The 24,199-nt window shown below is 45.1% G+C and carries 20 protein-coding genes and 1 riboswitch; of the genes, 8 read left to right on the plus strand and 12 right to left on the minus strand.

The genetic code is table 11. The features are described from left to right. Window positions 1–103 precede the first annotated feature (103 nt). The 6 genes from H3S83_RS04435 to H3S83_RS04460 all read right to left on the minus strand — a co-directional run bounded on the left by H3S83_RS04435 (window position 104) and on the right by H3S83_RS04460 (window position 5,546). A complete protein-coding gene (locus H3S83_RS04435; protein ID WP_198239023.1) occupies window positions 104–1,495 on the minus strand; it encodes an L-cystine transporter in 1,392 nt (463 codons plus the stop codon). A gap of 149 nt (window positions 1,496–1,644) precedes the next feature. Continuing rightward, window positions 1,645–1,902 carry a hypothetical protein gene (locus H3S83_RS04440; protein ID WP_077970680.1) on the minus strand — a complete coding sequence of 86 codons (258 nt, stop codon included), beginning with the start codon at window positions 1,900–1,902 and terminating at the stop codon, window positions 1,645–1,647. 107 nt (window positions 1,903–2,009) lie between these two features. Then, window positions 2,010–2,423 (minus strand): 8-oxo-dGTP diphosphatase MutT, encoded by a 414-nt coding sequence (gene mutT, locus H3S83_RS04445; protein ID WP_077970681.1) that lies wholly within the window; start codon window positions 2,421–2,423, stop codon window positions 2,010–2,012. Then, a complete protein-coding gene (locus tag H3S83_RS04450) occupies window positions 2,420–3,223 on the minus strand; it encodes a GNAT family N-acetyltransferase (protein WP_198239024.1) in 804 nt (267 codons plus the stop codon). The genes mutT and H3S83_RS04450 overlap by 4 nt, the downstream gene beginning before the upstream one ends. Further along, the gene (gene argJ / locus H3S83_RS04455; RefSeq protein ID WP_198239025.1) at window positions 3,192–4,430 is read right to left on the minus strand and encodes a bifunctional glutamate N-acetyltransferase/amino-acid acetyltransferase ArgJ; all 1,239 of its coding nucleotides are present in this window, start codon (window positions 4,428–4,430) and stop codon (window positions 3,192–3,194) included. Before argJ ends, H3S83_RS04450 begins: the two co-directional genes overlap by 32 nt. A 99-nt stretch (window positions 4,431–4,529) precedes the next feature. After that, window positions 4,530–5,546: a peptidylprolyl isomerase gene (locus H3S83_RS04460; RefSeq protein WP_198225149.1), complete on the minus strand. Its 1,017-nt coding sequence runs from the start codon at window positions 5,544–5,546 to the stop codon at window positions 4,530–4,532. Between the two features lie 424 nt (window positions 5,547–5,970). Between H3S83_RS04460 and secA the strand changes: the two genes are divergently transcribed. The 4 genes from secA to prmC all read left to right on the plus strand — a co-directional run bounded on the left by secA (window position 5,971) and on the right by prmC (window position 11,534). Beyond that, window positions 5,971–8,685, plus strand: a complete 2,715-nt coding sequence (gene secA, locus H3S83_RS04465; protein WP_077970685.1) for a preprotein translocase subunit SecA — start codon at window positions 5,971–5,973, stop codon at window positions 8,683–8,685. Window positions 8,686–8,987: 302 nt separating this feature from the next. Beyond that, window positions 8,988–9,407, plus strand: a complete 420-nt coding sequence (locus H3S83_RS04470; RefSeq protein WP_077970686.1) for a Fur family transcriptional regulator — start codon at window positions 8,988–8,990, stop codon at window positions 9,405–9,407. Window positions 9,408–9,600: 193 nt separating this feature from the next. Further along, window positions 9,601–10,680, plus strand: a complete 1,080-nt coding sequence (gene prfA, locus H3S83_RS04475) for a peptide chain release factor 1 (protein WP_198225148.1) — start codon at window positions 9,601–9,603, stop codon at window positions 10,678–10,680. Window positions 10,681–10,682: 2 nt separating this feature from the next. Then, window positions 10,683–11,534: a peptide chain release factor N(5)-glutamine methyltransferase gene (prmC, locus tag H3S83_RS04480; protein WP_370541333.1), complete on the plus strand. Its 852-nt coding sequence runs from the start codon at window positions 10,683–10,685 to the stop codon at window positions 11,532–11,534. A gap of 55 nt (window positions 11,535–11,589) precedes the next feature. Here prmC and H3S83_RS04485 read toward each other — a convergent pair whose 3' ends face one another. After that, entirely contained in the window at window positions 11,590–12,804 is a 1,215-nt protein-coding gene (locus H3S83_RS04485; RefSeq protein ID WP_198225147.1) for an MFS transporter, read from the minus strand. Between the two features lie 229 nt (window positions 12,805–13,033). Then, window positions 13,034–13,238: riboswitch (cobalamin riboswitch) on the plus strand. A 229-nt stretch (window positions 13,239–13,467) separates the two neighbouring features. On the opposite strand from H3S83_RS04485, the gene nrdH reads away from it, so the two are divergent. From nrdH to nrdF, 4 genes are read left to right on the plus strand one after another with little or no spacing between them, the layout of a single operon-like run. Further along, a complete protein-coding gene (nrdH, locus tag H3S83_RS04490) occupies window positions 13,468–13,689 on the plus strand; it encodes a glutaredoxin-like protein NrdH (RefSeq protein ID WP_198225146.1) in 222 nt (73 codons plus the stop codon). Beyond that, window positions 13,689–14,105, plus strand: coding sequence for a class Ib ribonucleoside-diphosphate reductase assembly flavoprotein NrdI (gene nrdI, locus H3S83_RS04495; RefSeq protein WP_198225145.1), 417 nt, complete (start codon window positions 13,689–13,691; stop codon window positions 14,103–14,105). The genes nrdH and nrdI overlap by 1 nt, the downstream gene beginning before the upstream one ends. Further along, on the plus strand, window positions 14,069–16,219 hold the full coding sequence (gene nrdE, locus H3S83_RS04500; RefSeq protein WP_198239026.1) for a class 1b ribonucleoside-diphosphate reductase subunit alpha: 2,151 nt from the start codon (window positions 14,069–14,071) through the stop codon (window positions 16,217–16,219). The genes nrdI and nrdE overlap by 37 nt, the downstream gene beginning before the upstream one ends. 13 nt (window positions 16,220–16,232) lie before the next feature. Then, the gene (nrdF, locus tag H3S83_RS04505; protein WP_198239027.1) at window positions 16,233–17,201 is read left to right on the plus strand and encodes a class 1b ribonucleoside-diphosphate reductase subunit beta; all 969 of its coding nucleotides are present in this window, start codon (window positions 16,233–16,235) and stop codon (window positions 17,199–17,201) included. 398 nt (window positions 17,202–17,599) lie between these two features. Here the strand turns inward: nrdF and H3S83_RS04510 are convergent, their stop codons facing one another. From H3S83_RS04510 to nhaA, 5 genes are all read right to left on the minus strand, one after another. Continuing rightward, on the minus strand, window positions 17,600–18,514 hold the full coding sequence (locus tag H3S83_RS04510) for a hypothetical protein (RefSeq protein WP_077970699.1): 915 nt from the start codon (window positions 18,512–18,514) through the stop codon (window positions 17,600–17,602). 561 nt (window positions 18,515–19,075) lie between these two features. Continuing rightward, window positions 19,076–19,381 carry a hypothetical protein gene (locus tag H3S83_RS04515; RefSeq protein WP_198225141.1) on the minus strand — a complete coding sequence of 102 codons (306 nt, stop codon included), beginning with the start codon at window positions 19,379–19,381 and terminating at the stop codon, window positions 19,076–19,078. A gap of 285 nt (window positions 19,382–19,666) precedes the next feature. Further along, window positions 19,667–21,142 (minus strand): UdgX family uracil-DNA binding protein, encoded by a 1,476-nt coding sequence (locus tag H3S83_RS04520; protein ID WP_198239028.1) that lies wholly within the window; start codon window positions 21,140–21,142, stop codon window positions 19,667–19,669. Further along, window positions 21,139–22,374: a putative DNA modification/repair radical SAM protein gene (locus H3S83_RS04525; protein ID WP_198239029.1), complete on the minus strand. Its 1,236-nt coding sequence runs from the start codon at window positions 22,372–22,374 to the stop codon at window positions 21,139–21,141. The genes H3S83_RS04520 and H3S83_RS04525 overlap by 4 nt, the downstream gene beginning before the upstream one ends. Window positions 22,375–22,688: 314 nt before the next feature. Then, window positions 22,689–24,065, minus strand: coding sequence for a Na+/H+ antiporter NhaA (gene nhaA, locus H3S83_RS04530; RefSeq protein ID WP_198239030.1), 1,377 nt, complete (start codon window positions 24,063–24,065; stop codon window positions 22,689–22,691). Window positions 24,066–24,199 lie beyond the last annotated feature (134 nt).

Here is a 24,199-nt window from a genome sequence, read left to right on the forward strand (position 1 = left end):
ACTTTCATTTATCTTTAAAAACTGGATCAAGCGTGTACAGCTTTTCTCAGGCAATAAAGAGGAATTCGCGCGCAACCGTTTTTATGACGGGTAGTTTGCTTCCTCAACTATTGGTCAGTTCCTTATCATTGTCGGATTCAAAAACCGATTTATCGGTTTCGTGTAAAATCTGGCTGGTAATTGTTGCGGCCGTCATTGCACCATTTACATTCAAAGCCGTGCGTCCCATGTCGATCAATGGCTCGATAGAGATGAGCAATGCAACAAGTGTAACCGGCAAGCCCATTGTCGGCAAAACAATAAGGGCTGCAAAGGTTGCACCACCACCAACACCCGCAACGCCGATCGAGCTTAATGTGACGATACCGACGAGTGTCGCAATCCAGACAGGATCAAGCGGATTGATGCCGACAGTCGGTGCTACCATGGTGGCAAGCATTGCCGGATAGAGGCCGGCACAACCATTTTGACCTATTGTGGCACCGAAAGATGCTGCAAAACCGGCAATCGATTGCGGAACGCCTATGCGTTCGGTCAAAGCTTCAATGTTCAAGGGGATACTGGCGGCACTTGACCTGCTGGTAAAGGCGAATGTTAATACCGGCATAACTTTAGAAAAGAAACGCAGAGGATTAATGCCCGAAAGTCCGAGCAGCAATCCGTGTACGCAAAACATAATCGCAAGCCCCAGATAGGAAGCGACGATAAATGCCAGTAATTTCAAAATATCCTCGGCATTGGAGGTGGCTGCAACCTTTGTCATAAGAGCGAGAACGCCATAGGGGGTAAGCAGAATGACAAGGCGAACCAGTTTCATGACCCAGGCCTGCAACGTGTCGATTGCCGAAATGACGCCTTTTCCTTTTTCGGGATTGTCTTTCATCAGGCGAATAGCTGCCGCACCAAGAAATGCTGCGAAAATAACGACACTGATAATCGAAGTAGGATTGGCACCTGTGAGATCGGCAAACGGGTTTTTGGGTATGAAAGAAAGGACGAGTTGGGGAACACTCATATCGGCAACTTTGGACATGTAATTGGTCTCTATAGCACTCAATCTGGCACTTTCGGCACTTCCCTGAACAAGGCCTTCAGCCGAAAGGCCAAAGAGATTGACTATCATCACACCGACAAAAGCCGCAATCAATGTGGTAAACAAAAGAATGCCTATGGTGATCGTACTGATTTTGCCAAGTGACGAAGCCGAATGAAGACGGGCGACCGCAGAAAGAATGGACGCAAAAACCAGCGGCATAACGATCATTTGCAAAAGCAGGACATAACCGTTGCCAACGATATTAAACCATTCGATGGATTTTTTTAATTGCGCATTGTTAAGACCGTAAATGGACTGCAATATGATTCCGAAGATTACGCCAATAACAAGTCCGATCAAAACCCGACGTGAAAGACTCCAGCCTGTTCTTGCCGTTCTGGCAAGTGCAATGAGTAACAGAATGAATATGACGAGATTGGCAATAAATCCGATAAGCATGTAAAAAAACTGCCCCTTGATACGGTATAAAACACAACAGTGCAGGGACTATCCCTTTAGTGACGATATAGGGGGCAAAGGCGCTTATCTCAAAGAAAAATGTTTTAATAAAATAACTTTTTAAGCTATTTTATCCTACTTTCAGACTTTTAATTAGGATTTTTTACGTCATCTATTTGAGGAATAGGCGATTGGTTGACTGAACCTGTCATTGTAGAATAATCAACTTTATTTTGAAAAATTGATTGGGTGAATTCCGCATCCTTACGATCTGCAAGCATTGGTACAAGGATGAGACCAAGTGCGACAGCGACAGAACCGAAAAGTAATACGATACGCAAAACACCCGTCCCTGCTGATTGAGTAAGGTCATTATGATCTAATTTTGAAAACTCTTGGTGATGCATGATATTTCTCCAGAGTAACTGAGATACATGCTAAAAGTCACCTGTTAATAACCACTTAACACTGGTTCAATCCGGTACAATCCGGCTTAAACAAAGTTAATAACCGGTTAAAGCAACAAATCTTTTAAAAGTGGTATAAGCGGCTTGTCAGCAGGAGGCATTTCATAATGATCAAGATCGTCAGCCCGAACCCATTTGAGATTTTGCCCCTCAGCTCCCCTTGCTATTCCCTGATAACGCCGACAAATATAAAGCGGCATCAGTAAATGGAATTTTTCGTAAGAATAGCTTGCAAAAGTAAAGGGCGAAAGGCAATCCTCTTTCACTTTAATTGCCAATTCTTCGTCAAGTTCGCGGATAAGTGCCTGTTCAGGCGTTTCTCCGGGTTCCAATTTGCCTCCGGGAAATTCCCATAGTCCGGCGAGTGACTTACCCTTCGGCCGTTCGGCCAGCAAAACCCGATTATCTTCATCGATCAAGGCACAGGCAACCACGATGAGGAGCGTTTTCAGATTGGTCAAACGCCTGGTCTCCAATATTGATAATGGTAGATTGTTTTAAAACCGGCACCGGTGTAAAGGCGCCAGGCGGCACTATTCAAAGTCTCGACCTGTAGCCAAAGTCTTTCAATGGGAACGTCGGCAGTTTTACGCCTGATTGTACTGATCAGACTTTGTAGTGCCAAACAACCAAGCCCGCGGCCGCGCAAATTCGGCACGATTGCAAAATCGATAAGACCGACTTGACCGAAATCATTTACAGTAATGATATTGCCGATCACCTGATTATCCCGTTCAAGCTGGTAAAATGTGGGTTTGCCTTTGATGCGTTTCAGAAGCTTGAGAAAAATTTCAGCATAGCGGTTTTCATGTGTGTGGTTGCTGACAGTCAACTTGCTATAGTCTTCGATATTGATGTCTTTAAGTTTGACATCCGACCCTGAAATATGCGGGATTGGCTCAAGAACCATCACGGCCACATCTTTAAAGTTTGCCCAGCCATTTTGCTTGAGTTCGTCGAAAAGTTCGAGTGGCGCGAGCGGCGTCAATCGCAACGGCCTTTTATAGACGCCGTTATCAAAACATAGATGTTTAACCCTTTTTTCGAGATTTTTGTTATCGTCAGGATCAAGCGGGGTTACCGAATTAATGCGAGCCGAGGGAATATTTTCTGTCGAACGGCAGGCCCAAACACCATCATAAAATTCTTTTTCTGTAGGCCAGGCTCGGGCAGAGAGTGCTTCAAGTCTGCGTATCTCGGCCAGAGTTGTGCTCCGGCGTTCTCTATTATCAGCTTCTGTAGTCACCATTAATCTCGACATATTCTTTCGTCAAATCACACGACCATATTGTTGCACAGCCATTTCCCAAACCGATATCGGCTTTAATGACTATATGCGTGCCTTTCATATAGTTCGAGGCTTCTTCTTCACTATAATGGGGATCACGTTCTCCATCAACGGCCAAGCGATGGGGGCCGAACCATATTGCCAATCGGTCACGATCAGCCTCGACACCGGCTTTACCGACAGCCATGACCACTCGTCCCCAATTGGCGTCTTCCCCTGCCACCGCTGTTTTTACCAACGGCGAATTGGCGATGGAGCGGGCAATGGTTTTGGCTGCTTCATTCGTTGTTGCGCCTTCAACTCTGACTTCGATCAGGTGGTGCGCACCTTCACCATCGGTGACGACTTGCAAAGAAAGTTCGTGCAAAATTTCATAAATGCCCTCGGCAAGCACTTGATAACGAGGGTCATTTTTTTGCGTGAGAGATTTGATTTCTTTATTCGCGGTACCTGTTGCAAATAACAGAAGTGTGTCCGATGTCGATGTATCGCTATCAACCGTAATGGCATTGAATGTGTCGCGAACTTTGTCTGACAATATTTCTTGTAATATGGCAGCATCCACAGGTGCATCGGTTACGATAAAGGACAGCATAGTTCCCATATTCGGAGCGATCATGCCGGCACCTTTGGCAATGCCATTGATAATGACGGGATGCCCGTCAAAATCGATCGTCCGCGTTGCAAGCTTCGGAAAGGTATCCGTTGTCATGATTGCTTTAACGGCATCAAGCCATTTGTCTTCTTTGGCATTTTTTGCCATCTCGGGTAGCAAACCGGTAAAACGCGAAGCATCCATCGGTTCACCGATAACACCGGTGGAGGCAAGATAGATTTCCTGCGGTTTTGATCCAAGACAATCGGCTGCCGCTTTCGCCGTGGCCTCTGTTGTTGCAATACCTTTTTTGCCGGTAAAGGCATTGGCATTACCGGAATTTATGACGACACCACGCGCCACCCCATGAGAAAGAATTTTCCTGCAATGATCAACAGGTGCCGAGGGACATTTCGAACGGGTAAACACACCGGCGACATTGGCTGCTTCGTCGAATATGATAAAAAGGAGATCGGTGCGCCCTTTATATTTGATGCCGGCTTCAGTCGTTTGAAGACGCACACCTTTTATCGGAGGCAATTTAGCAAAAGTTTTTGGTGCAAGCGGCGAAATTTTAACGGTCATAGAAATGCCCCGAATGACAATGAAGAGAATAAAAATAATAATGCCGGACAAGCTGTTTGAAAAGGCATTTGTCCGGCATTATTGTCTTCAAAGTGAAACTTATTGGTCTTCTTCCTCCTGAGGCTGGTCATCTTCCTGAGACTGGTCTTCAGGCAAACCGGCGCTACCGCTTTTTGTACTCGTCATGAGCTTGGCAACGTCTTCGTCAGGATATTTGACATCCATTTTAGTGCGCAGATCGGCGATCAACTTGGTATAACGTTCACGCGCAATCATATTGCGAATAGCGTCTTTGACGTCTGCCAATGCCGGTGGCTGTTTGGTGCGGCGATCTTCCACCTTGATGACGTGCCAACCGAACGGGCTTTCAACCGGTGTTTTTGTATATTCGCCAACTTTCAAATTAAAGGCGGCATCCTCAAATGGCTTGACCATCTGTCCGCGTGTGAAGTAGCCAAGATCGCCACCTGTAGCAGCTGAACCGTCGGTGGATTTTGACTTGGCAATTTCGTCGAATTTACCGCCCTTTTCCAAGCTCTTGATAATGTCTTCAGCTTCTTTCTTGGACTTTACCAGAATATGGCGGGCATGAACCTCTTCTTCTTTCGGCAGGCTGGCAATTTCTTTTTCATAACGCGCTTTGACATCGTCATCGGTTATTTTGTCAACAATCGAGCTCTTGAAATAAAGTTGCTGGAGAACATTGTCTCGCATGACATCCATACGTTTCTCGTATTCAGGTGTCTTATCCAAACCGTCTTTAACGGCTGCATCGGACAGTGTTTTCATATCAATGTAAATTTTCAACACTGTGATCCGGCGTTGTTGGTCTTTCAAGCGGGCAAGTCCGGGATCAATATCATTTGCTATTGCATCGAGTTCGCCAGCGGTAATATTTTTCCCGTCGACAATAGCCATAACATGTGATGGATCGACCGGTTTTTCAGGGGCAGCTTGTTGTGCACTTGCCGGATCAGGGACCTTGGGTTGGGGGGCAGAGTCTGTGGCAGCCGGCTTGTCGGCCGTGGATTGGGGAGCATTTTGTGCTATTGATGTTAGGCTGGTGCTCAATAGCAGAGCCGACGACAGCAAAAATGTGGCGGGAATGAATTTCATTAACTGTCTCCTTAAGAACGCAACTACGTTCTGGACTGGAATAAAGGGTTAAACTGGGATCTGTCATATCATTTAGTTTTCACAATTGGGAAAAATGTTAGCAATTTGGCACAGCAATTCACATCTTTTCTGTTGAAAATTTGTTCTTTACGTCATTATTGGCGCTTGAACTGCAACCGAAGTTAAAAAGCCCCTTTACTTTTGTTCTATTATGCCTGATTGGCAGACAAACTGTGCTCTTACTGTTGACAGGAAATGTCTCGACACCTATCTCTGTCGTGAACATTGGGTTTAAATTTTGCAAGACTTCATCGGCACTTGTCAGCCGGTTCCGGTTGCATGGACGGCCATTGAAGATTAAAGGGTGTACGTCACTCAACGGGCGTTGATAAACGCCAACAACTAACATCGGAAAGGACCAGAAATGGTCAGTTTAGGCGGCATTGCGCGCAAAATATTCGGTTCGGCATTCGAACGTCGCATCAAGTCTCTTCGGCCAAAAGTTGCCGAGATCAATGCTCTTGAAGAGCAAATGCAGGCATTGAGTGACAGTGAATTACGGCAGAAAACCGATGAATTCCGTAAAAGATTACAAGAGGGAGAAACACTTGATTCTCTCTTGCCGGAAGCCTTTGCAACTGCAAGAGAAGCCTCTAAACGGGTTTTCGGGTTGCGCCCCTTCGATGTCCAGCTTATTGGCGGTATCGTTTTGAATAATCGCGGTATTGCGGAAATGCGTACCGGTGAAGGTAAAACCCTGATGGCGACATTGCCGGTCTATCTCAATGCTCTTGAAGGCAAAGGGGTACACGTCGTCACGGTTAACGACTATCTGGCAAAACGTGATGCCGAAACAATGGGGAAGCTTTACGGTTTTCTTGGTCTTACAACCGGCGTTATTGTTCATGACCTTGATAACGACCAGCGTCGCGCTGCTTATGCCTGCGATATCACCTATGGCACCAACAATGAACTCGGCTTCGATTATCTGCGTGACAATATGACATTTGATCGTAGCCAGATGGTTCAGCGAGGACATCACTACGCGATTGTCGACGAAGTTGATTCTATTCTGATTGACGAAGCAAGAACGCCGCTTATCATTTCCGGACCGCTTGAAGATCGTACCGATTTCTATAAACAGATTGATACTTTTATTCCGCCGCTGAAGCCCGAAGATTATGAAATCGACGAAAAGCAGAAGACGGCAACTTTTACCGAAGTCGGTACAGAAAAAGTTGAAAAAATGCTTGCCGAGGCAGGGCTGTTAAAAGGCCATGGCCTTTATGACATCGAAAATGTCAAGATTGTGCATCACATCAACAATGCGTTGAAAGCCCATAAATTGTTTACGCGCGACAAAGATTATATTGTGCGTAACGGCGAAGTCATGATCATTGACGAATTTACCGGTCGTATGATGCCGGGGCGCCGCTATTCGGAAGGGCTTCATCAGGCTTTGGAAGCCAAGGAACATGTCGCTATCCAGCCGGAAAACCAGACACTTGCTTCAATCACTTTCCAGAACTATTTCCGCATGTATGACAAATTGGCCGGTATGACCGGTACTGCGGCAACCGAAGCGGAAGAATTCGGCAATATTTATGGCCTTGAGGTTATCGAAATTCCGACCAATCTGCCGGTCAAACGTATCGACGAGAATGACGAGGTCTATCGCACTGTCGAAGAAAAATATCAGGCAATTGTTCGTGATATCCGTGCCTCCCACGAACGCGGGCAGCCTATTCTGGTTGGCACTACGTCAATCGAAAAATCCGAACATCTGGCTGATCGCCTGCGGAAAGATGGTATTACCGGTTTTAATGTATTGAATGCCCGTTATCACGAGCAGGAAGCTTATATTGTTGCCCAAGCAGGTGTGCCGGGGGCAATTACCATTGCCACCAATATGGCCGGCCGCGGTACCGATATCCAGCTTGGTGGCAATGTCGATATGCGCGTTGAACAGGAATTGAAAGATGTTCCTGAAGGTCCCGAACGCGATGCCAAGATTGCAGCAATCAAAGAAGATGTTGCGAAATTGAAAGAAAAGGCGCTTGCCGCCGGTGGCCTTTACGTTCTGGCGACAGAACGCCATGAAAGCCGACGTATTGATAACCAGTTGCGCGGTCGTTCCGGCCGTCAGGGTGACCCCGGGCGGTCAAAATTCTATCTGTCATTGCAAGACGATCTTATGCGCATTTTCGGTTCCAACCGCATGGATGGAATGTTGCAGAAACTCGGCCTGAAAGAAGGCGAGGCCATCACCCACCCGTGGATTAACAAGGCACTCGAAAAAGCGCAGAAAAAGGTTGAGGCTCGCAACTACGAAATTCGTAAAAACCTTCTGAAATATGACGATGTCATGAATGACCAGCGTAAGGTTATTTTTGAACAACGCATGGAGGTTATGGATTCCAAAGATCTTACCGATATGATCGCCGAAATGCGCGATGAAGTCATAGAGGATCTCGTCGAAAAATATGTGCCGCACGGTACCTATTCCGAACAATGGGATGCGATCGGACTACGTGACAAATTGCGTGAATTGTTCAATCTTGATTTACCCGTCGAGGATTGGGCGAAGGAAGAAGGTATTGCCGAAGAGCAGATACTGGAACGCGTCAAGAACGCCATGGAAGAGCGTGCGAAGGAACGTGCAGAACGCTTTGGCCCGGAAGTTATGGCCTATTTCCGCAAAGCCATGTTGCTTGAGAGCATTGACACATTATGGCGCGAACATTTGGTCAATCTTGACCATTTGCGTTCGGTCGTCGGATTCCGCGGTTATGGCCAGCGCGACCCGCTCAACGAATATAAGACTGAATCCTTCGAACTTTTTCAGGCAATGCTTGCCAATTTGCGGCGTGACGTTGTTTCCAAACTCATGCGGTTTGAAATAGTTGAACAACCGGCCGAGCCCGCTCCGCTTCCCGAAATGCATGCCGATCATCCGGAATTTAACGGTCAGGACGATGCGGAAGGCATGATTTCGGTAGGTACTGAAAATGATACCGTTGTTGCGCCGTCTAAACGTGATCCGAAAGATCCGACCACATGGGGCAAGGTGGGCCGCAATGAACTTTGTCCGTGCGGGTCGGGCAAAAAATACAAGCATTGTCACGGATCTTTTGTTTGACACGCCTGATTGATCTGGTGTTTGTGTCTTATGACAATTCGTGAAAATCACGATTGTTGATAATCAGCATGGCGTCATTCAAAAGATGGTTGGTTTCGAAATAAACAATGTGTTTTCGCGCGGTCATTTTGCTTTGCCATAGAGTTTTTGGCAAAACGATTTGAGCAGTGCTCAAGGTTTTTATTGATGTAGAGTTTTAACAAGTAATCTACTTTCTTGAAACTGAGGTGTGGGGTATAATCTTGAATATAAAATTCTACTTTTTCCTTGCACAAGATTGAATTATCGGTTCTAAAGATATGATGGAAGATAAACCCGATTATGAAAAAGAATTACGTAAAAGTGGCCTTAGAATAACAAGGCAACGTCGTATTATTCTTGATCTTCTCAATAATAATCTCGATCACCCCAATGCTTTCGAGCTTTTTAAACGTGCAAGTGAACAAGACCCGACAATTTCATTGTCGACTGTCTATCGTACGATGAAGGCTCTTGAGGAAGTTGGTGCAATTGAACGGCACGAGTTTGAAGGCGGTCCGTCACGCTTCGAACAGAAAAACCGCGAGCATCACGACCATCTCATTGATATCGACACCGGTGACGTCATCGAATTCCGCTCCGACCTCATTGAAAAATTACAAGAAGAAATTGCCCATTCATTGGGTTATGACATTATCCACCATCGGTTCGAACTTTATGGTAAAAAACGCAAGCACAAATAACGACCCGCGCGGGTTTCGGTCCTAGCCATCAGCCATAGGTAACGCAAAAAAGGCGCTTGTAATTTTTTTATCCATTTAACATAAGCACTTTTTAGATTGGCAAGCGGCTTGGGGTGCATTATCACACATTTGCCCGGTTCTGATCGGTGATCGGGGAAAACTGGTCCATATCAACATACAGGCTTTTAAAAATATGGTTGCATTACCGCAAGAACGTATGAATCAGCTCGAAAAGCATTTCGAGATGATCGAAAGCGAAATGGCAAATAATCCCGATGCCGAGACCTATGTTAAGCTCGCCTCGGAATATTCGGAATTGCAACATATTGTTGGTCTGATACGTGAACTCAATAAGGCTCATCACGAAGAGGACGATCTTGAGGCAATGTTGAAAGATCATTCGATCGATTCCGAAATGCGTAACCTTGCAGAAGAAGAATTACCCGAAATCAAAGCCAAAATTGCCAAACTGGAACATGATGTTCAAATCGAACTTCTGCCCAAAGATGCAGCCGATGAAAAAAGCGCCATTCTGGAAATACGTGCAGGTACCGGCGGGTCGGAAGCTGCCCTCTTTGCGGGCGATCTTTTTCGTATGTATGAACGTTATGCGAGTTTGCATGGCTGGAAAGTTGAAGTGGTTTCCGCAAGCGAAGGTGATGTTGGCGGATATAAGGAAATAATCGCTTCTGTCACGGGCAAGGGCGTGTTTTCGCGGCTGAAATTCGAGTCCGGTGTGCACCGTGTGCAACGTGTTCCGGAAACGGAAGCGGGCGGGCGCATTCATACGTCGGCAGCAACCGTCGCGGTTTTACCTGAAGCAGAAGAAATCGATGTCGAAATCAAGCCGGAAGACATAAGGATTGATACCATGCGGGCGTCAGGCGCCGGTGGCCAGCACGTCAATACAACCGATTCTGCCGTGCGTATCACCCACCTGCCGACCGGTATTATGGTCGTGCAGGCGGAAAAATCCCAACACCAGAACCGTGCGCGTGCCATGCAGATTTTGCGTGCCCGACTTTATGATATGGAACGTCAAAAAGCAGATACCGAACGCTCTGCTTCCCGTAAAAGTCAGGTTGGCTCCGGTGACCGATCCGAGCGCATAAGAACCTATAACTTTCCGCAAGGTCGTGTGACAGACCACCGGATAAATCTTACGCTCTATAAGCTTGACAGGGTCATGGAAGGCGAACTTGACGAGCTGATTGATGCGCTGATTGCCGATCATCAAGCGACCTTGCTTGCAGAACTGGGCAATAGCGGCTGATTATGGCAAGTCTTTCCGATGTTTTGAAAAAAACAAGAAAACTGTTCCGCGACAAAAAACTGGAAAATGCCGATCTTGATGCACGTCTTCTGGTCGAGTTTGTCACATCGACGACCCGCACAGATGAAATTCTCAATCCCGATCTTCAAGTGAGTGATGAAGCCTTGCAACGGCTTGATAAGGCAATTTTTGAACGGCTGAATGGTAAACCGGTCTACCGCATTATCGGAAAACGGGAATTTTACGGGATAGAGTTTCAGCTTTCTGCTGATACGCTCGAACCAAGAGACGATACAGAAGCGCTTGTCGATTTGGCGTTACCTGAAATTCAAGCCATAATCGGGCAATGTGGGAAAGCCCGAATTGTCGATATGGGAACCGGAACCGGCGCCATAGCCATTGCTCTTCTGGCAAATGTTGACGGGCTCAAGGCCACGGCTGTCGACATCAGTGACAATGCCTTAGAAACAGCTTCATTGAACGCAAAAAATGCCGGTGTAGCAGACCGTTTTACGCCTTTAAACAGTGACTGGTTTTTTAGTCTCTCAGGAAAGTTCGATATGATTATATCGAACCCGCCTTATATTCGGGAAAGTCAAATTTGTTCACTTGCAACCGAGGTAAAAAAATACGATCCCTTGAGGGCATTGTCGGGTGGGGAAGACGGGCTTCAATTTTATCGGAAGCTCGCAACAGAAGGCCGACCATTTTTGAAACCGCATGGACTGATTGCGGTTGAAATTGGCAAAGGTCAGGAAGAAGACGTGATTGCTCTTTTTTCCGAGGGTGGTTTTAAATTGAAAGAGACGCGCAAAGACCTGAATGGTATTTGGCGCGCCTTGTTATTTTCCTGAACGTGAAACTCACGCTCTCTGCATTTACTTCATATGCTCCACAGCAATGAAAAATTCAGGCCAATTCACGACGCCGTAACAAATAGCAGAATCCGAACGCGATGATGACGAGCGTACCGGTGAATGCAATGACCATGTCCCAGCCGCCATGGAACCAGAACCAGCCGCCAAATGCACCGATGAAGCTCGATCCCATATAGTAGAACAGAAGGTAAAGTGCTGTTGCATGTCCCTTTGCTCCGACGGCAATGCGGCCAACCCAACTGCTTGCCACCGCATGGGCGGCGAAAAAACCTATCGTTACGCAAATTATGCCGACAATAAACCAGAACAGGCTGTTGGTCAGCGTCAAAATTAAGCCTAAAGCCAGAATTGCAACAGCAACGAACAATAGGGAGCTGCGGTGATATTTGTTGGTCAAATTTCCGGCAATCGGTGAAACGATGATACCCGAAACATAGCTTAAGAAGATAAAGCCGATTTGCGTCGGGCTAAGGAAGAACGGTGCTCCGCTCATGCGAAAGCCCGTATAGTTCAAAATCGCAACGAAATCACCGAACACAAGAGCGATGAAGAGATAGATATAAAGCAACCGTATCGAACCGATATGGCCTACCCATGCTCTGATATGATGATGGATATTGATGCCGTGAACGGCAACAAAGTTTTTTGATGGTGGTAACAGAAAATAGAAAGCGATGGCTGCAATGAGGTCAATAATGCCGATAATAGCCAACGCCCATTGCCAATTGAACCATTCGATGAGGCTGCCCATACCAACCCGCCCCATCATGCCGCCGAATGCCGTACCGCCGACATAAAGCCCCATGATTTTTCCGAACCCTCGTGGAGCGATTTCTTCGGCAAGGTAGGCCATCGCAACCGCCGGAACGCCCCCTAAGAGAATACCCTCCAGTGCACGCGCGACAAGCAGCCAATGCCAGCTTGTTGCAAGCGCCGCGACAATGTTCAGAACAGAAGCTCCGATCATCGACGCGGTCATCAAACCGCGGCGGCCGAGCGCTTCGGAAAAGGCACTTGAAAGAAGAATGGAAAAGGCCAGAAAGCCGGTTGATATAGAAAGCGCCAACGAACTGTTCGCTGGCGTTATGTGATAATGGTTTGCAAAAGATGGTAGTAGTGGCTGAACGCAATAAAGAAGAGAAAAAGTTGCAAAGCCGGCAAAAAACATTGCCACACTTATGCGTCTATATAAAGTCGTTCCGCTTTGTACACCAGGTTCAGCCTTTGTGGCTGTTGAGGTAGTCATTTTATACTCCGAATATCTACCTCCCCCCGATTAATTCTCCGCTATAACGGCGGGTGGCTTTAATTTAATTTCATAAAAATCTAAATTCAATTTATATAATTGGACCGTCAACAAAAAGTGACATTGTAAAAGGGAAAATTGCGTGATCCCTTTTTCGCAAAACGCGCAAAAATTGTACATAATCCGATTTGATTTTTTAAAATATATTGACGCAAATCTTGTGAGTGATACTAGATATTGTGTTCAAGGTTCTTTTTGATTCGAAATCGGGTGAAAGAGCTAAGAGGGAATTCGGTAATTTATTAAAAAGCCGAAGCTGCCCCCGCAACTGTAAATGGTAAGTCAAAACCTTATGCCACTGGGGTTACCCGGGAAGGTGGTTTTGGCGCTTCAAGCCATGAGCCAGGAGACCTGCCTTGAATTGAATGTCAACAGACGGGGTGTTCTGGTTATGGCCTTTCCGGACGTGTTTTGTGCGGATGTGGGCTTTGCCATATCCCCCACATTGCTTCGGGAAGGAAGTTTTATGTCTAAGATTCTCAGTCATTTTTCCTGACCGGCTAAAGTTCGCCTTATCGACGCAACTTTAAAAAACGTCTCTCATGCTGCTTTCTCAAGGAAGAAAGCAGGCGGGATTTTGCAACCAGAAATCAGGAAAAAATCATGACAATCACAATTTACAGCAGACCATCTTGCGTACAATGCAAAGCAACATACAAGGCATTGGATAATAAACATATTTCCTACGATATTGTGGATATTTCCAAAGATGCGGAAGCCTTATCCTATATCGAAAGTTTGGGATATAAAATGTTGCCGGTAGTTGTTGCCGGAAACAATCACTGGGCAGGTTTCCAACCTGATAAAATAAACGGGCTAGAATAATGGCACTCCTTGTTTATTATTCGAGTGCGACCGGCAATACCGATTATTTTGTGCAACAAATCGGTGAACCGTCTTTAAGACTTTTCAAAAAAACAGCGATTCCGAAAGTGGTTGAACCTTATGTTCTGGTGGTACCGACTTACGCCGGTGCCAAAGGCGACGGGGCAGTGCCCAAAACCGCCATCAATTTTCTCAATGATGAAGAGAACAGGCAATTTCTTAAAGGCGTTATTGCCGGTGGCAATCGTAATTTCGGCTGGGCTTATGCACTTGCCGGAAAAGTCATTTCTCAAAAGTGTCGTGTGCCCTGGCTTTATAGTTTCGAGCTCAGGGGGACAACAGAAGATGTGAACCTTGTCAGACAAGGATTAGGAAAATTATGGAAACAGATAGCCCAGAAAAAACAGACACTTTAGATAGTGATAAAAATTATCATTCATTAAATGCAATGCTCAATCTCTTTGACGAAGATGGGCGCATCCAGTTCGATAAAGATCGTGAAGCCGTGCGGCAATATTTTTTGCAGCATGTCAATCAGAATACGGTATTTTTTCATGATCTTGAAGAAAAGATCGATTACCTCGTGCGTGAAGGATATTACGAGAAAACCGTTTTTGATTGTTATGATTTTGCTTTTATCAAAAAAGCTTTCAAACGTGCTTATGCGTTCAAATTCCGCTTTCCCACATTTTTGGGTGCCTTCAAATATTATACGAGTTACACGCTGAAGACTTTCGACGGGAAAAGATATCTCGAACGTTACGAAGATCGTGTCGTTATGGTGGCATTGACACTTGCTACAGGCGACAAAAAATTTTGCGAAAGGCTTGTCGATGAAATGATGAGCGGTCGCTTTCAACCGGCAACGCCAACATTTCTCAATTCTGGTAAAAAACAACGTGGAGAACTTGTTTCCTGTTTTCTTCTGCGGGTTGAAGACAATATGGAATCGATCGGTCGCGCAATTAATTCTTCTTTGCAATTGTCCAAGCGTGGTGGTGGGGTCGCTTTGTGCCTCACCAATATCAGAGAACAAGGCGCACCGATCAAAAAAATACAAAACCAGTCGTCCGGAATTGTGCCGGTCATGAAACTTCTTGAAGATGCATTTTCTTACGCCAATCAATTGGGCGCAAGGCAGGGGGCAGGGGCGGTTTATTTAAGTGCCCATCACCCCGATATTATGCGTTTTCTCGATACGAAACGGGAAAATGCCGACGAAAAAATCCGCATCAAAACACTTTCCCTTGGGGTGGTCATCCCCGATATTACTTTCGAGCTTGCACGCAATAACGAGGATATGTACCTTTTTTCACCTTATGATGTAGAGAAAGTCACGGGTAAAGCCTTATCCGACATATCTTTGAGCGAACATTATCGCAAATTCGTTGACGACCCGCGCATAACCAAGAAAAAAATCAATGCTCGTGATTTTTTCCAAACTCTGGCCGAAATTCAGTTTGAATCGGGTTATCCCTATATCGTGTTTGAAGATGCGGTCAATCGTGCCAATCCAATTGCCGGACGCATCAATATGAGCAATCTTTGCTCTGAAATTCTTCAGGTCAATGAGCCGAGCACATTGAATGCCGATTTGAGCTATCGTCACATCGGTAATGATATTTCGTGCAATCTCGGCTCGCTCAATGTCGCTAAAGCCTTCCAGTCCAACGATTTCGGCAAAACAGTTGAAACAGCGGTCCGGGCTTTAACAGCGGTTTCCGAAATGAGCGATATTGTTTGTGTGCCATCCATTGAAAAAGGCAATCGCGAGGCGCACGCTATCGGCCTCGGTCAAATGAATTTGCATGGCTTTCTTGCCAAGGAGCACATTTATTATGGCTCTCCGGAAGCACTCGATTTCACCAATCTCTATTTTTATACAGTTGCCTTTCATGCGTTGAGAAGCTCGAACCTTATTGCCAAAGAAAAGGGTAAAACATTTCAAGGCTTTGAACAATCAGCCTATGCTGATGGGCGTGCGTTTAAAAAATATCTCACTCAAAAGTTCGAGCCGCAAACACAACGCATCAAACAGCTTTTTGCAGATCGGCATTTCAGAATTCCAACTGTGAAAGACTGGCAGGAGCTTGAGCAATCGGTCAAAAAATGGGGGCTTTATAATCGTTATTTACAGGCGGTTCCGCCCACCGGCTCGATTTCCTATATCAATAATGCCACAGCATCCATTCACCCGATTGTTGCAAAAATAGAAATACGCAAAGAAGGCAAGATCGGTCGTGTCTATTATCCGGCACCTTATATGACCAATGATAATCTTGAATATTATCAGGACGCCTATGAAATAGGTCCGGAAAAAATCATTGATACTTATGCCGCAGCCGGACAACATGTCGATCAGGGCTTGTCATTAACGCTGTTCTTTCCGGATACCGCCACGACGCGCGACATTAATAAAGCGCAAATCTACGCGTGGAAGAAAAAACTCAAAACCATCTATTATGTGCGGCTACGCCAAAAAGCCTTGAGCGGAACCGAAGTCGAAACCTGTGTTTCCTGTAGCCTTTAAGGATAAATTTCCGATGCTAACAAACCATTTAAAAACTATTCCGGCGATCAACTGGAACAAAATTGAAGATGAAAAAGACCTTGAAGTCTGGAACAGATTGACAGGAAATTTCTGGCTTCCTGAAAAAGTACCGCTTTCCAATGATGTCTCGTCATGGGCGAGTTTGACACCAGAAGAACAGCAATTGACCATTCGCGTCTTTACCGGACTTACTCTTCTTGACACAATGCAGAATTTTGTAGGCGCCATTTCGCTTTTGCCGGATGCAATTACGCCGCACGAGGAAGCGGTGCTTACCAATATTGCTTTTATGGAAGCAGTTCACGCCCGCTCCTATTCGTCGATATTTTCGACGTTATGCCTGACAAAGGATGTCGACGAAGCCTATCGCTGGTCTGAAGAGAATGCTTTTCTTCAAAAAAAAGCGGCGCTCGTTCTTGATCATTATAATGGCAGTGACGCTTTGAAACGAAAAATTGCCTCGGTTTTTCTGGAAAGTTTTTTGTTCTATTCTGGCTTTTATTTACCGATGTATTGGTCAAGTCGGGCAAAACTCACCAATACCGCCGATCTTATCAGGCTCATCATTCGTGATGAAGCGGTGCACGGCTACTATATCGGTTACAAGTTTCAAATCGGCTTCAACAAGCTTTCTCAAAGCGAGCAGAATGAAATCAAGGATTTTACCTATGGGCTTTTGATGGATCTTTACGATATTGAAACAAAATACACCGAACAGCTTTATGACGGGGTAAATTTGAGCGAAGAAGTGAAAGTGTTTTTACACTATAACGCGAATAAGGCACTAATGAATCTGGGATTCGAGCCTCTGTTTCCTCCCGATATTTGCAAAGTTAATCCTGCTATTCTTTCAGCTCTTTCACCGAATGCAGACGAAAACCATGATTTCTTTTCAGGCTCCGGTTCGTCCTATGTGATCGGTAAAGCCGTTGCAACGGAAGATTCAGACTGGGATTTTTGAATTGACTGTTAATACATTTTTAAATCGACGGTTAAAACGAAAGAAGAGAGGGGGGAAGGCTCCCCTTTTTTTGTCATAAGGTGAGGGGGTAAAAAACGCAAACCATTTTCAATTCAAGCTTCGTTGAAAGGCACGAGGTTTCTCGGTAATGGAAGACTATTCGCCAGAAAAACAGGTGAAAAAAAAGAACCCCGCGTCATCTTCAACGAGTTTTTGCTCATGAAACGTCAGATGTGCTTCAACAATTCATGAACAGATAGGCGTTTGTTAAACGCAAGGACCATCCGCGATAAGATGACACTAAAGCCATTAACTTCCGCCGGTCATGTTTAAAGGATACCCATCTGAGCTTGTTCAAAATCAAAACGGGATAGTTATCGGTCGGGATAATGGTGAGTTTAATTCCCGGAGCGGGCAATCGGAAACCGCGAGAGGTTGACCACACAGGATTCAATAATTTCCTGACGATAACGATAGAGTTTAGCCGGCCTACCACCTGTTTGTGTTTCGCGTTCGCCTACTTCTTCGATAATTCCCTGTTGTTCGGTCAAACGACGAAAATTCGGTTTATGAAGGCGCCTTCCTATAATCGCTTCTACCGTTTTTTGTAGCTGTAATAATGTGAACTTTTCCGGCAACAGTTCAAAGATCACAGCTCTATATTTTATTTTCCTTCGGAGCCGTCCAATAGCGGTTGCTAAAATTCGACGGTCATCGGCAAACATTGGCGTTCCCGCAAAAAGATTGCCTCCAGCTTCGGCAATGAGACCCGCTTCATATAGAATTTCATATCGTTGGAGAATGAAATCTTCGTGCCACGAAAAGCCGTTACATCCGAAAAGAAAAGAAATTCTGCGTTTCTTGAAGTCACAATGGACTTTATCTTTTTCGGCCCAAACATTGAGCGCTTTTATAATTTCGTCGACACATGGATGTTTTCCACTTCGGCAATCGTCCCATGGAAAATGCTCGTACCAATCATGCCATTCGGCATTTGGAGAAAACTCGTCTTGCTCACGCACCAAGCCCAGATAGCTGACGGATATTGTTCGCGTACCGTTCTCGGCAGAGATAGGCAAACGATTGGAAAATGTGTAAAGTTGTTCGAGAAATCCGACGGGATGACCGGTTTTTGTATTTATCCAGTCACGTAAAGAAGACTCCAGGCTTTGTTGCCCGAATTCTAACGGTCCGGATGGAAGTTTTTGTTCTGGTCCTACAGTAATAACTTTTGGTTGACCGTTCGTAACTGCGGTAATAACGGCAATAAGTTCGATTTTTGAAAGCGCTGATGGGGTAGTCAAGATCGTCATTTTCGATTTTTATCTATAGTTTATTGAATGCGAAAATATAAATCGGTTTTCATATCCGAACTAATATTTCGTTTTGGATGAAATCCCTCGGGGATACCAAGGGAAAGAGTTGATCTTCATGCCCATATAGCGCAGCAATCCGATCAGCCAAGTCTAAATTCGAGAAAAAATTCAATTGAATTATAAATAAAAAATACTAATTCATACCCGTTCAAAAAAATAAAAAAGTCTTTTTAATAATTCTTATATTCGGTTAAAAATACTCCTAATTTGCTTTATCTGTTTCGGTGTTGTTGATACAATCATTAGTTAGTCGGTTAATGAAAAATCCGATTAAAAACATAAACGAAAATTTAATATTAGCAACCGGTAAGTAGAAAAATATTGTATTGCCATTCCGGAAAGCACAGTTTTTAAATGGAAATGGTCGATAAAATAGTTGGTGAGTGGCTCTGTAGAGATAACAGTGGCTTTAGAATACAGAAACAGGAAAACTTGTGGGAGAACACAAAAAAACCGGCTCAAAAGCCGGTTTTCGTAAAACATAACTTCGCGATGCTTTTAATGGTGATTTACCGGTGATCCATCGCCGAAATGGGCTTCGTTGATAGATCCACCATGCGTTGCTTCACCGGATTTTTGCGCGTGACCGATGACATAGCTATCTTCGACCGAACCATCGCCAAATCCATTTGCACGTGTATAAGCACGTGAATTGCCGGTATAACCTTTGTTCATGCCGGATTGGGCAGTAGAACCGATGACATAGGTGTTGACCGGTGAACCATCGTCAAAAGCATAACCACTGGCATAGGCGCTGCTTACACCACATAAACTTGCAAGCGCAATAAACATTAATTTTTTCATTTCATTCACCGTTTTTATGAGCCCTTAGCTTTGGCTAACGGCTTTAATTGCAATTGGATCAATCTGGATATATTTTCCAAACTCTCTAACGCTTATATCTTCATCACGGCAATCAATCTCAAATCACTTTAAAATGTATCAATCACGGAAAAGTGATAATTTAAAATATAGCAAAAACAACAAGTTAATATTTGTTAAGTCCTATTCAACAGGGGGTTATCAAGTCAGTATCACGATTTTAGTGAAGTGGCTTCAAGAAGGGCTAGATGGCGTTTTTCTGGCCTATCAAAAGTTGATTTTTGCCTTCGCAAGTTGCAAGCTTTGTTCAAACCTTGTAGTTTCTTGTTTCTTCAATTCTTCCGATTTGATCCGGAGAAGATATGACGGGTGAAAAGTGACAAGCACCGGAATTTTTTCTTCTGTCTCGATTATTTTACCCACCAAACCGCTTAACGGCTCGTTCAAATCTGTGAGTGAGAACAGGGCGGTTTTCCCCATGGCAACGATAAGCTTCGGTTTGACGATGTCGATTTCTTTCAAAAGCCACCAGCGACAATGCTCGACCTCGCTCCTGTCTGCTCTTTTATGAAGGCGCTTGCGACCTTTGAGTTCATATTTGAAATGTTTGACAGCGTTGGTGATGTAAACCTCATCCCGTTTTAGTCCTACCCTATGGGCAGCTTTGTCAAACACTTGCCCTGCAGGACCGATAAATGGCCGACCAACGAGATCTTCACGATCGCCCGGTTGTTCTCCGACAATCATTAGAGAAGCATTTTCAGGCCCTTCGCCACAGACAGCCTGCGTTGATGAACAATGCAATGGGCAACTTTTGCATGATTTGATACCTTTATTGAGATCATCCAAAGTTTTAAGCGTTGCTTGCGACTTCAAACTCGTTCGAATGACATTCTCGGCATTTCTTTCCGTTAAACGGGAATGAAAGAGCGGAGGTGGCAGAACCGGTTGTCTTTCCATCGTTTCAATGCGCGTTTCCGCATTATCAACGAGACTATCGATGATTTCCGCTTCCGGAAGGTTGCTCCAGTATTTTTTCGGCATATGACTTTGCATGGTTTTGACTTTCAGTCTTGCCGGATTGAAAATGCTGGAAAAGTAGGTTTTCCATAGCTCTTCGGTTTCATCTTTATTTTGTGGCTTTTTAAATATCGGTTCGCCAAAAAACAGTCTTTTGTTAAAATAGAATGCACTGCCTTTCGGCGTGAGAATTTGCCAATCCATGTCGCTGAAACGCCGACAGAAAAACGGTATCGCTTCCGCAATAATGAAATGTTGAGGTTCATACCAGGCGGTAAAACAACGCCTGAATGTGTCGTCGCCAAGGCTGGCAATTTCCTTGAAACGTAAAAATGCATGCATATGGTGGATGTCATGGCAAACAGCTTTTTGCCGCGATAAAGCTGTTGCAGTGTCAATGTCATAAATTCTTTCAAGAACCGTTTTATCATGCTGCAAGCGATAAAGAAGGCGATATAAAAGGGCGGCCGAATCTTCGCTTTCGTGGCAGATGACATTTTTCGCAAGATTGATGAACTGCTTTGGCACCAGAAATTCTTGGCTTCGTTGTGAAGGCTGATATTTTTCTGAAGGCGGAGAGGCGGGCTCTCTGTCAAATAATGTCGGGGCCGAATGGTAATGCCAAAAAACATCTTCCGGACGCATTGCTTCCTGCAATAGCAAACGCGCTATCGTTCGCCACTCGTCAAAATCCCCCTGCTTTTTCAAAACAATCGTTTTCATGATGAAAAAAGATCAAGTTGAGTGGGGCGGGCACGAAAACGCTCGGCAAGGTGCGAACTGTCGAGAAGGTTTTTAGGCGTCCAGCGTTCGGCAGTCACAAACGGTTTTATTTTTTCAAGGCTGATATGAAAGGTTTTCAAATCTGAAAAATCGAGCCGCTTGAACCGGCGTGCTACCAATATCCGTTTAACATTGCGCACACCAAGGCCGGGAACACGTAACAACATTTCCCTGTCGGCTTTATTGATGTCAACCGGAAAGAGGTGCCGGTTTTGTAATGCCCAGGCGAGTTTCGGGTCGAATTCAAGATCAAGCATGCCACCATTTGTTTTCGCGGTCAGCTCTTCCATTGCAAAGCCGTAAAACCGATAAAGCCAATCGGCTTGATAAAGCCGATGTTCCCTTAAAAGCGGCGGGCGCTTGACGGGAAGCAGGTTTGAAGCATCCGGAATCGGACTGAATGCCGAATAATAAACGCGTTTCAGCCGATAACCCGAATAAAGCTCGGCGCTTGATTGCAGTATTGTCGCATCATTGGCATCGTCGGCACCGATGATCATTTGGGTAGATTGCCCTGCGGGCGCGAAACGTTGCGTTTTTTTCGTCTGTAATGTCGCGTCTTTGGATGCTTCTATATCAATCCGGACATTCGCCATAGCCTGCTTGATTGTCAGGATCTTTTTTTGCGGAGCAAAGCGGTTAATGCTTTTTTCTGTTGGCAGTTCGACATTGATCGACAAGCGATCTGCGTAACGTCCGGCTTCTTTGATCAGCGCGTCCGAAGCATCCGGAATGGTTTTTAAATGGATATAGCCGCCGAAATGGTGGATGGTTCGCAAATCGCGGGCAACTTTAACCAATTCCTCCATTGTTTGGTCCGGAGAACGGATAATGCCGGACGAAAGAAACAAGCCTTCTATGTAATTTCTGCGGTAAAATTCGAGCGTCAAAAACACCACCTCGTCCGTAGTGAAACGCGCCCGCTCGACATTGCTTGAAGACCGGTTGACACAATAGGCACAATCAAAAATACAAAAATTGGTGAGCAGAATTTTTAACAGGGAAACACAGCGCCCGTCAGGTGTGAAGGAATGGCAAATTCCCATATTTGCCGTTGACCCCAAGCCGCTTTTTGTTGGCGACTGACGCGTGGAACCGCTTGATGCGCAGGAGGCATCATATTTGGCAGCATCTGCCAGAATTGCCAATTTTTGTTTGAGCGTTTTGACCATTTTTGTTCACTATTTGTTCTGTGCACCAATATAGACATGAAGTGGAGGAAGTAAAGGAAAAACAGCAAATCACGACGCGCTAAAAGTAGCAATTCTGCCAAAAAGCAAATTCAAGCTAGTTAATTTTGCTTCAATTGGTCAGATCATTCTGTAGTGTGTTTCACTTTGTAACGACATTGCGAAATATTGAACAAAAGAGACTTTGGAGAGACCGGCCCGTTTACACCGATAACAAGGCAATTTTTCGAGAGTAAAAAATTTAAAGTGCAGCATGACGGGTTTTTTATGCAGAAATCGTTCTCACAAAGAAGGTTTTAATGCAAGAAATGTTCTTTATCCGGTTTACGCGTCCTATGGTGTTTACGAAATTTCAGCCATAAACCATAGCTCAATCCGAAGATAGCGGACATCAGGGATCCACATAGAATCGCGAATTTTGCCGCTTCCAATTGTCGAGGAGCGTTGAAGGCTAAAGTGGCTGTAAAAATCGCCATGGTAAAACCGATACCCCCTAATAATCCGACGAGAACCATTCCGCGCCAGTTTACTCCCGAAGGGAGAGTGCAAAGCCCGAAACGGACAGCAAGGAAACTTATGAGGACAATGCCCAAAGGTTTACCAATAGCAAGGCCAAGTCCTGTTCCAACCATGATAATGAGGGAGAAATGATCTTTAAAGTCGACATTGGAAATATTGATACCCGCATTGGCTAGTGCAAAGAGTGGCATAATGACAAATAATACCCAAGGACTAAAGGCGGCAACAAGTCGGGATACGGGAGCGTCAATTGCAGCTTCACTCTTTCGTATTTCAAGAAGAGCAAAATGGTGCGTTGAAGCGCTGTCTTCAGGCTTTTCATTTTTCAATATTTCCAAAGCGTAAGTCAGTCGGTCAACAGGCGCAATCAATGAGCGGGGTGCAAGTGCCGGTGTCAATAATCCCAATATTACGCCCGAAAGCGAGGGGTGGACACCGCATATCATAAGTCCGAGCCAGAGGAGAGCAGCAGGAAGAACGTAAATCAGAGCCGAATTAATTCCTATCCATTGCAAAAAAACGAGAATGATAATTGCAAGACATGCAATGGGCAGGCCTGTCACGTCAAAGCCGTTAGAATAAAAAATCGCGATAATCAAAATGGCGATAATGTCGTCTATAGTGGCGAGCGCAAGCAAAACGATTCTTAAGTTGTTTGGAACCGATTTTCCGAGAAGCGCCAGAATACCGATTGCAAAGGCTATATCGGTTGCAGTGGGCACAGCCCAGCCATGACTGGTTGGCGGCATGGGATTGATGGAAAAATAAATAATCGCCGGCGCAATAACGCCGCCGATAGCTGCAACCAGAGGCAACAAAGCCTGACGGAATTTTGACAATGCGCCATCATGGATTTCCCGTCTTATTTCCATGCCTGCGACAAGGAAAAAGAGCGTCATCAAGCCGTCATTGACCAGAAAGTGCAGGTCTTTGGAAAAGGAATATCCGAAAGCTTCTATTGAAATTTTTTGCTGCCAGAATTTTTGGTAAACGGTCGCATAAGTTGAATTGGCAAGTAAGAGAGCGACCATTGTTGCAATAACGAGAGCAACGCCCGCCATAGCTTCAATATGAACTATGGTGCGACAGATTGTAAATATCTTTTCGGCAAAAACAGATGCACGGTTAGGCAAGCGGTGGTTTATATTTTTCATGGCAAGTTCCTCTGTGCTGGCGGCCCGACCAGCTTGAAACCTGCCCGTAAACAATTTACCGGACACCCGACATTTTTATATCCAAACAAGGGAGAATATACAAGCCAACAATATTATTTATGGTGTTCGAAATT

This window comes from Bartonella sp. W8122, assembly GCF_016102485.1.
GTDB classification, from domain to species: domain Bacteria; phylum Pseudomonadota; class Alphaproteobacteria; order Rhizobiales; family Rhizobiaceae; genus Bartonella; species Bartonella apihabitans.

Bases quoted from the DNA above. Each gene is read 5' to 3' on its own strand.
- H3S83_RS04435 (WP_198239023.1), bottom strand. From the start codon at position 1,495: ATGCTTATCGGATTTATTGCCAATCTCGTCATATTCATTCTGTTACTC.
- H3S83_RS04440 (WP_077970680.1), bottom strand. From the start codon at position 1,902: ATGCATCACCAAGAGTTTTCAAAATTAGATCATAATGACCTTACTCAA.
- H3S83_RS04450 (WP_198239024.1), bottom strand. From the start codon at position 3,223: ATGTCGAGATTAATGGTGACTACAGAAGCTGATAATAGAGAACGCCGG.
- argJ (WP_198239025.1), bottom strand. From the start codon at position 4,430: ATGACCGTTAAAATTTCGCCGCTTGCACCAAAAACTTTTGCTAAATTG.
- H3S83_RS04460 (WP_198225149.1), bottom strand. From the start codon at position 5,546: ATGAAATTCATTCCCGCCACATTTTTGCTGTCGTCGGCTCTGCTATTG.
- secA (WP_077970685.1), top strand. From the start codon at position 5,971: ATGGTCAGTTTAGGCGGCATTGCGCGCAAAATATTCGGTTCGGCATTC.
- H3S83_RS04470 (WP_077970686.1), top strand. From the start codon at position 8,988: ATGGAAGATAAACCCGATTATGAAAAAGAATTACGTAAAAGTGGCCTT.
- prfA (WP_198225148.1), top strand. From the start codon at position 9,601: ATGGTTGCATTACCGCAAGAACGTATGAATCAGCTCGAAAAGCATTTC.
- prmC (WP_370541333.1), top strand. From the start codon at position 10,683: ATGGCAAGTCTTTCCGATGTTTTGAAAAAAACAAGAAAACTGTTCCGC.
- H3S83_RS04485 (WP_198225147.1), bottom strand. From the start codon at position 12,804: ATGACTACCTCAACAGCCACAAAGGCTGAACCTGGTGTACAAAGCGGA.
- nrdH (WP_198225146.1), top strand. From the start codon at position 13,468: ATGACAATCACAATTTACAGCAGACCATCTTGCGTACAATGCAAAGCA.
- nrdI (WP_198225145.1), top strand. From the start codon at position 13,689: ATGGCACTCCTTGTTTATTATTCGAGTGCGACCGGCAATACCGATTAT.
- nrdE (WP_198239026.1), top strand. From the start codon at position 14,069: ATGGAAACAGATAGCCCAGAAAAAACAGACACTTTAGATAGTGATAAA.
- nrdF (WP_198239027.1), top strand. From the start codon at position 16,233: ATGCTAACAAACCATTTAAAAACTATTCCGGCGATCAACTGGAACAAA.
- H3S83_RS04510 (WP_077970699.1), bottom strand. From the start codon at position 18,514: ATGACGATCTTGACTACCCCATCAGCGCTTTCAAAAATCGAACTTATT.
- H3S83_RS04515 (WP_198225141.1), bottom strand. From the start codon at position 19,381: ATGAAAAAATTAATGTTTATTGCGCTTGCAAGTTTATGTGGTGTAAGC.
- H3S83_RS04520 (WP_198239028.1), bottom strand. From the start codon at position 21,142: ATGAAAACGATTGTTTTGAAAAAGCAGGGGGATTTTGACGAGTGGCGA.
- H3S83_RS04525 (WP_198239029.1), bottom strand. From the start codon at position 22,374: ATGGTCAAAACGCTCAAACAAAAATTGGCAATTCTGGCAGATGCTGCC.
- nhaA (WP_198239030.1), bottom strand. From the start codon at position 24,065: ATGAAAAATATAAACCACCGCTTGCCTAACCGTGCATCTGTTTTTGCC.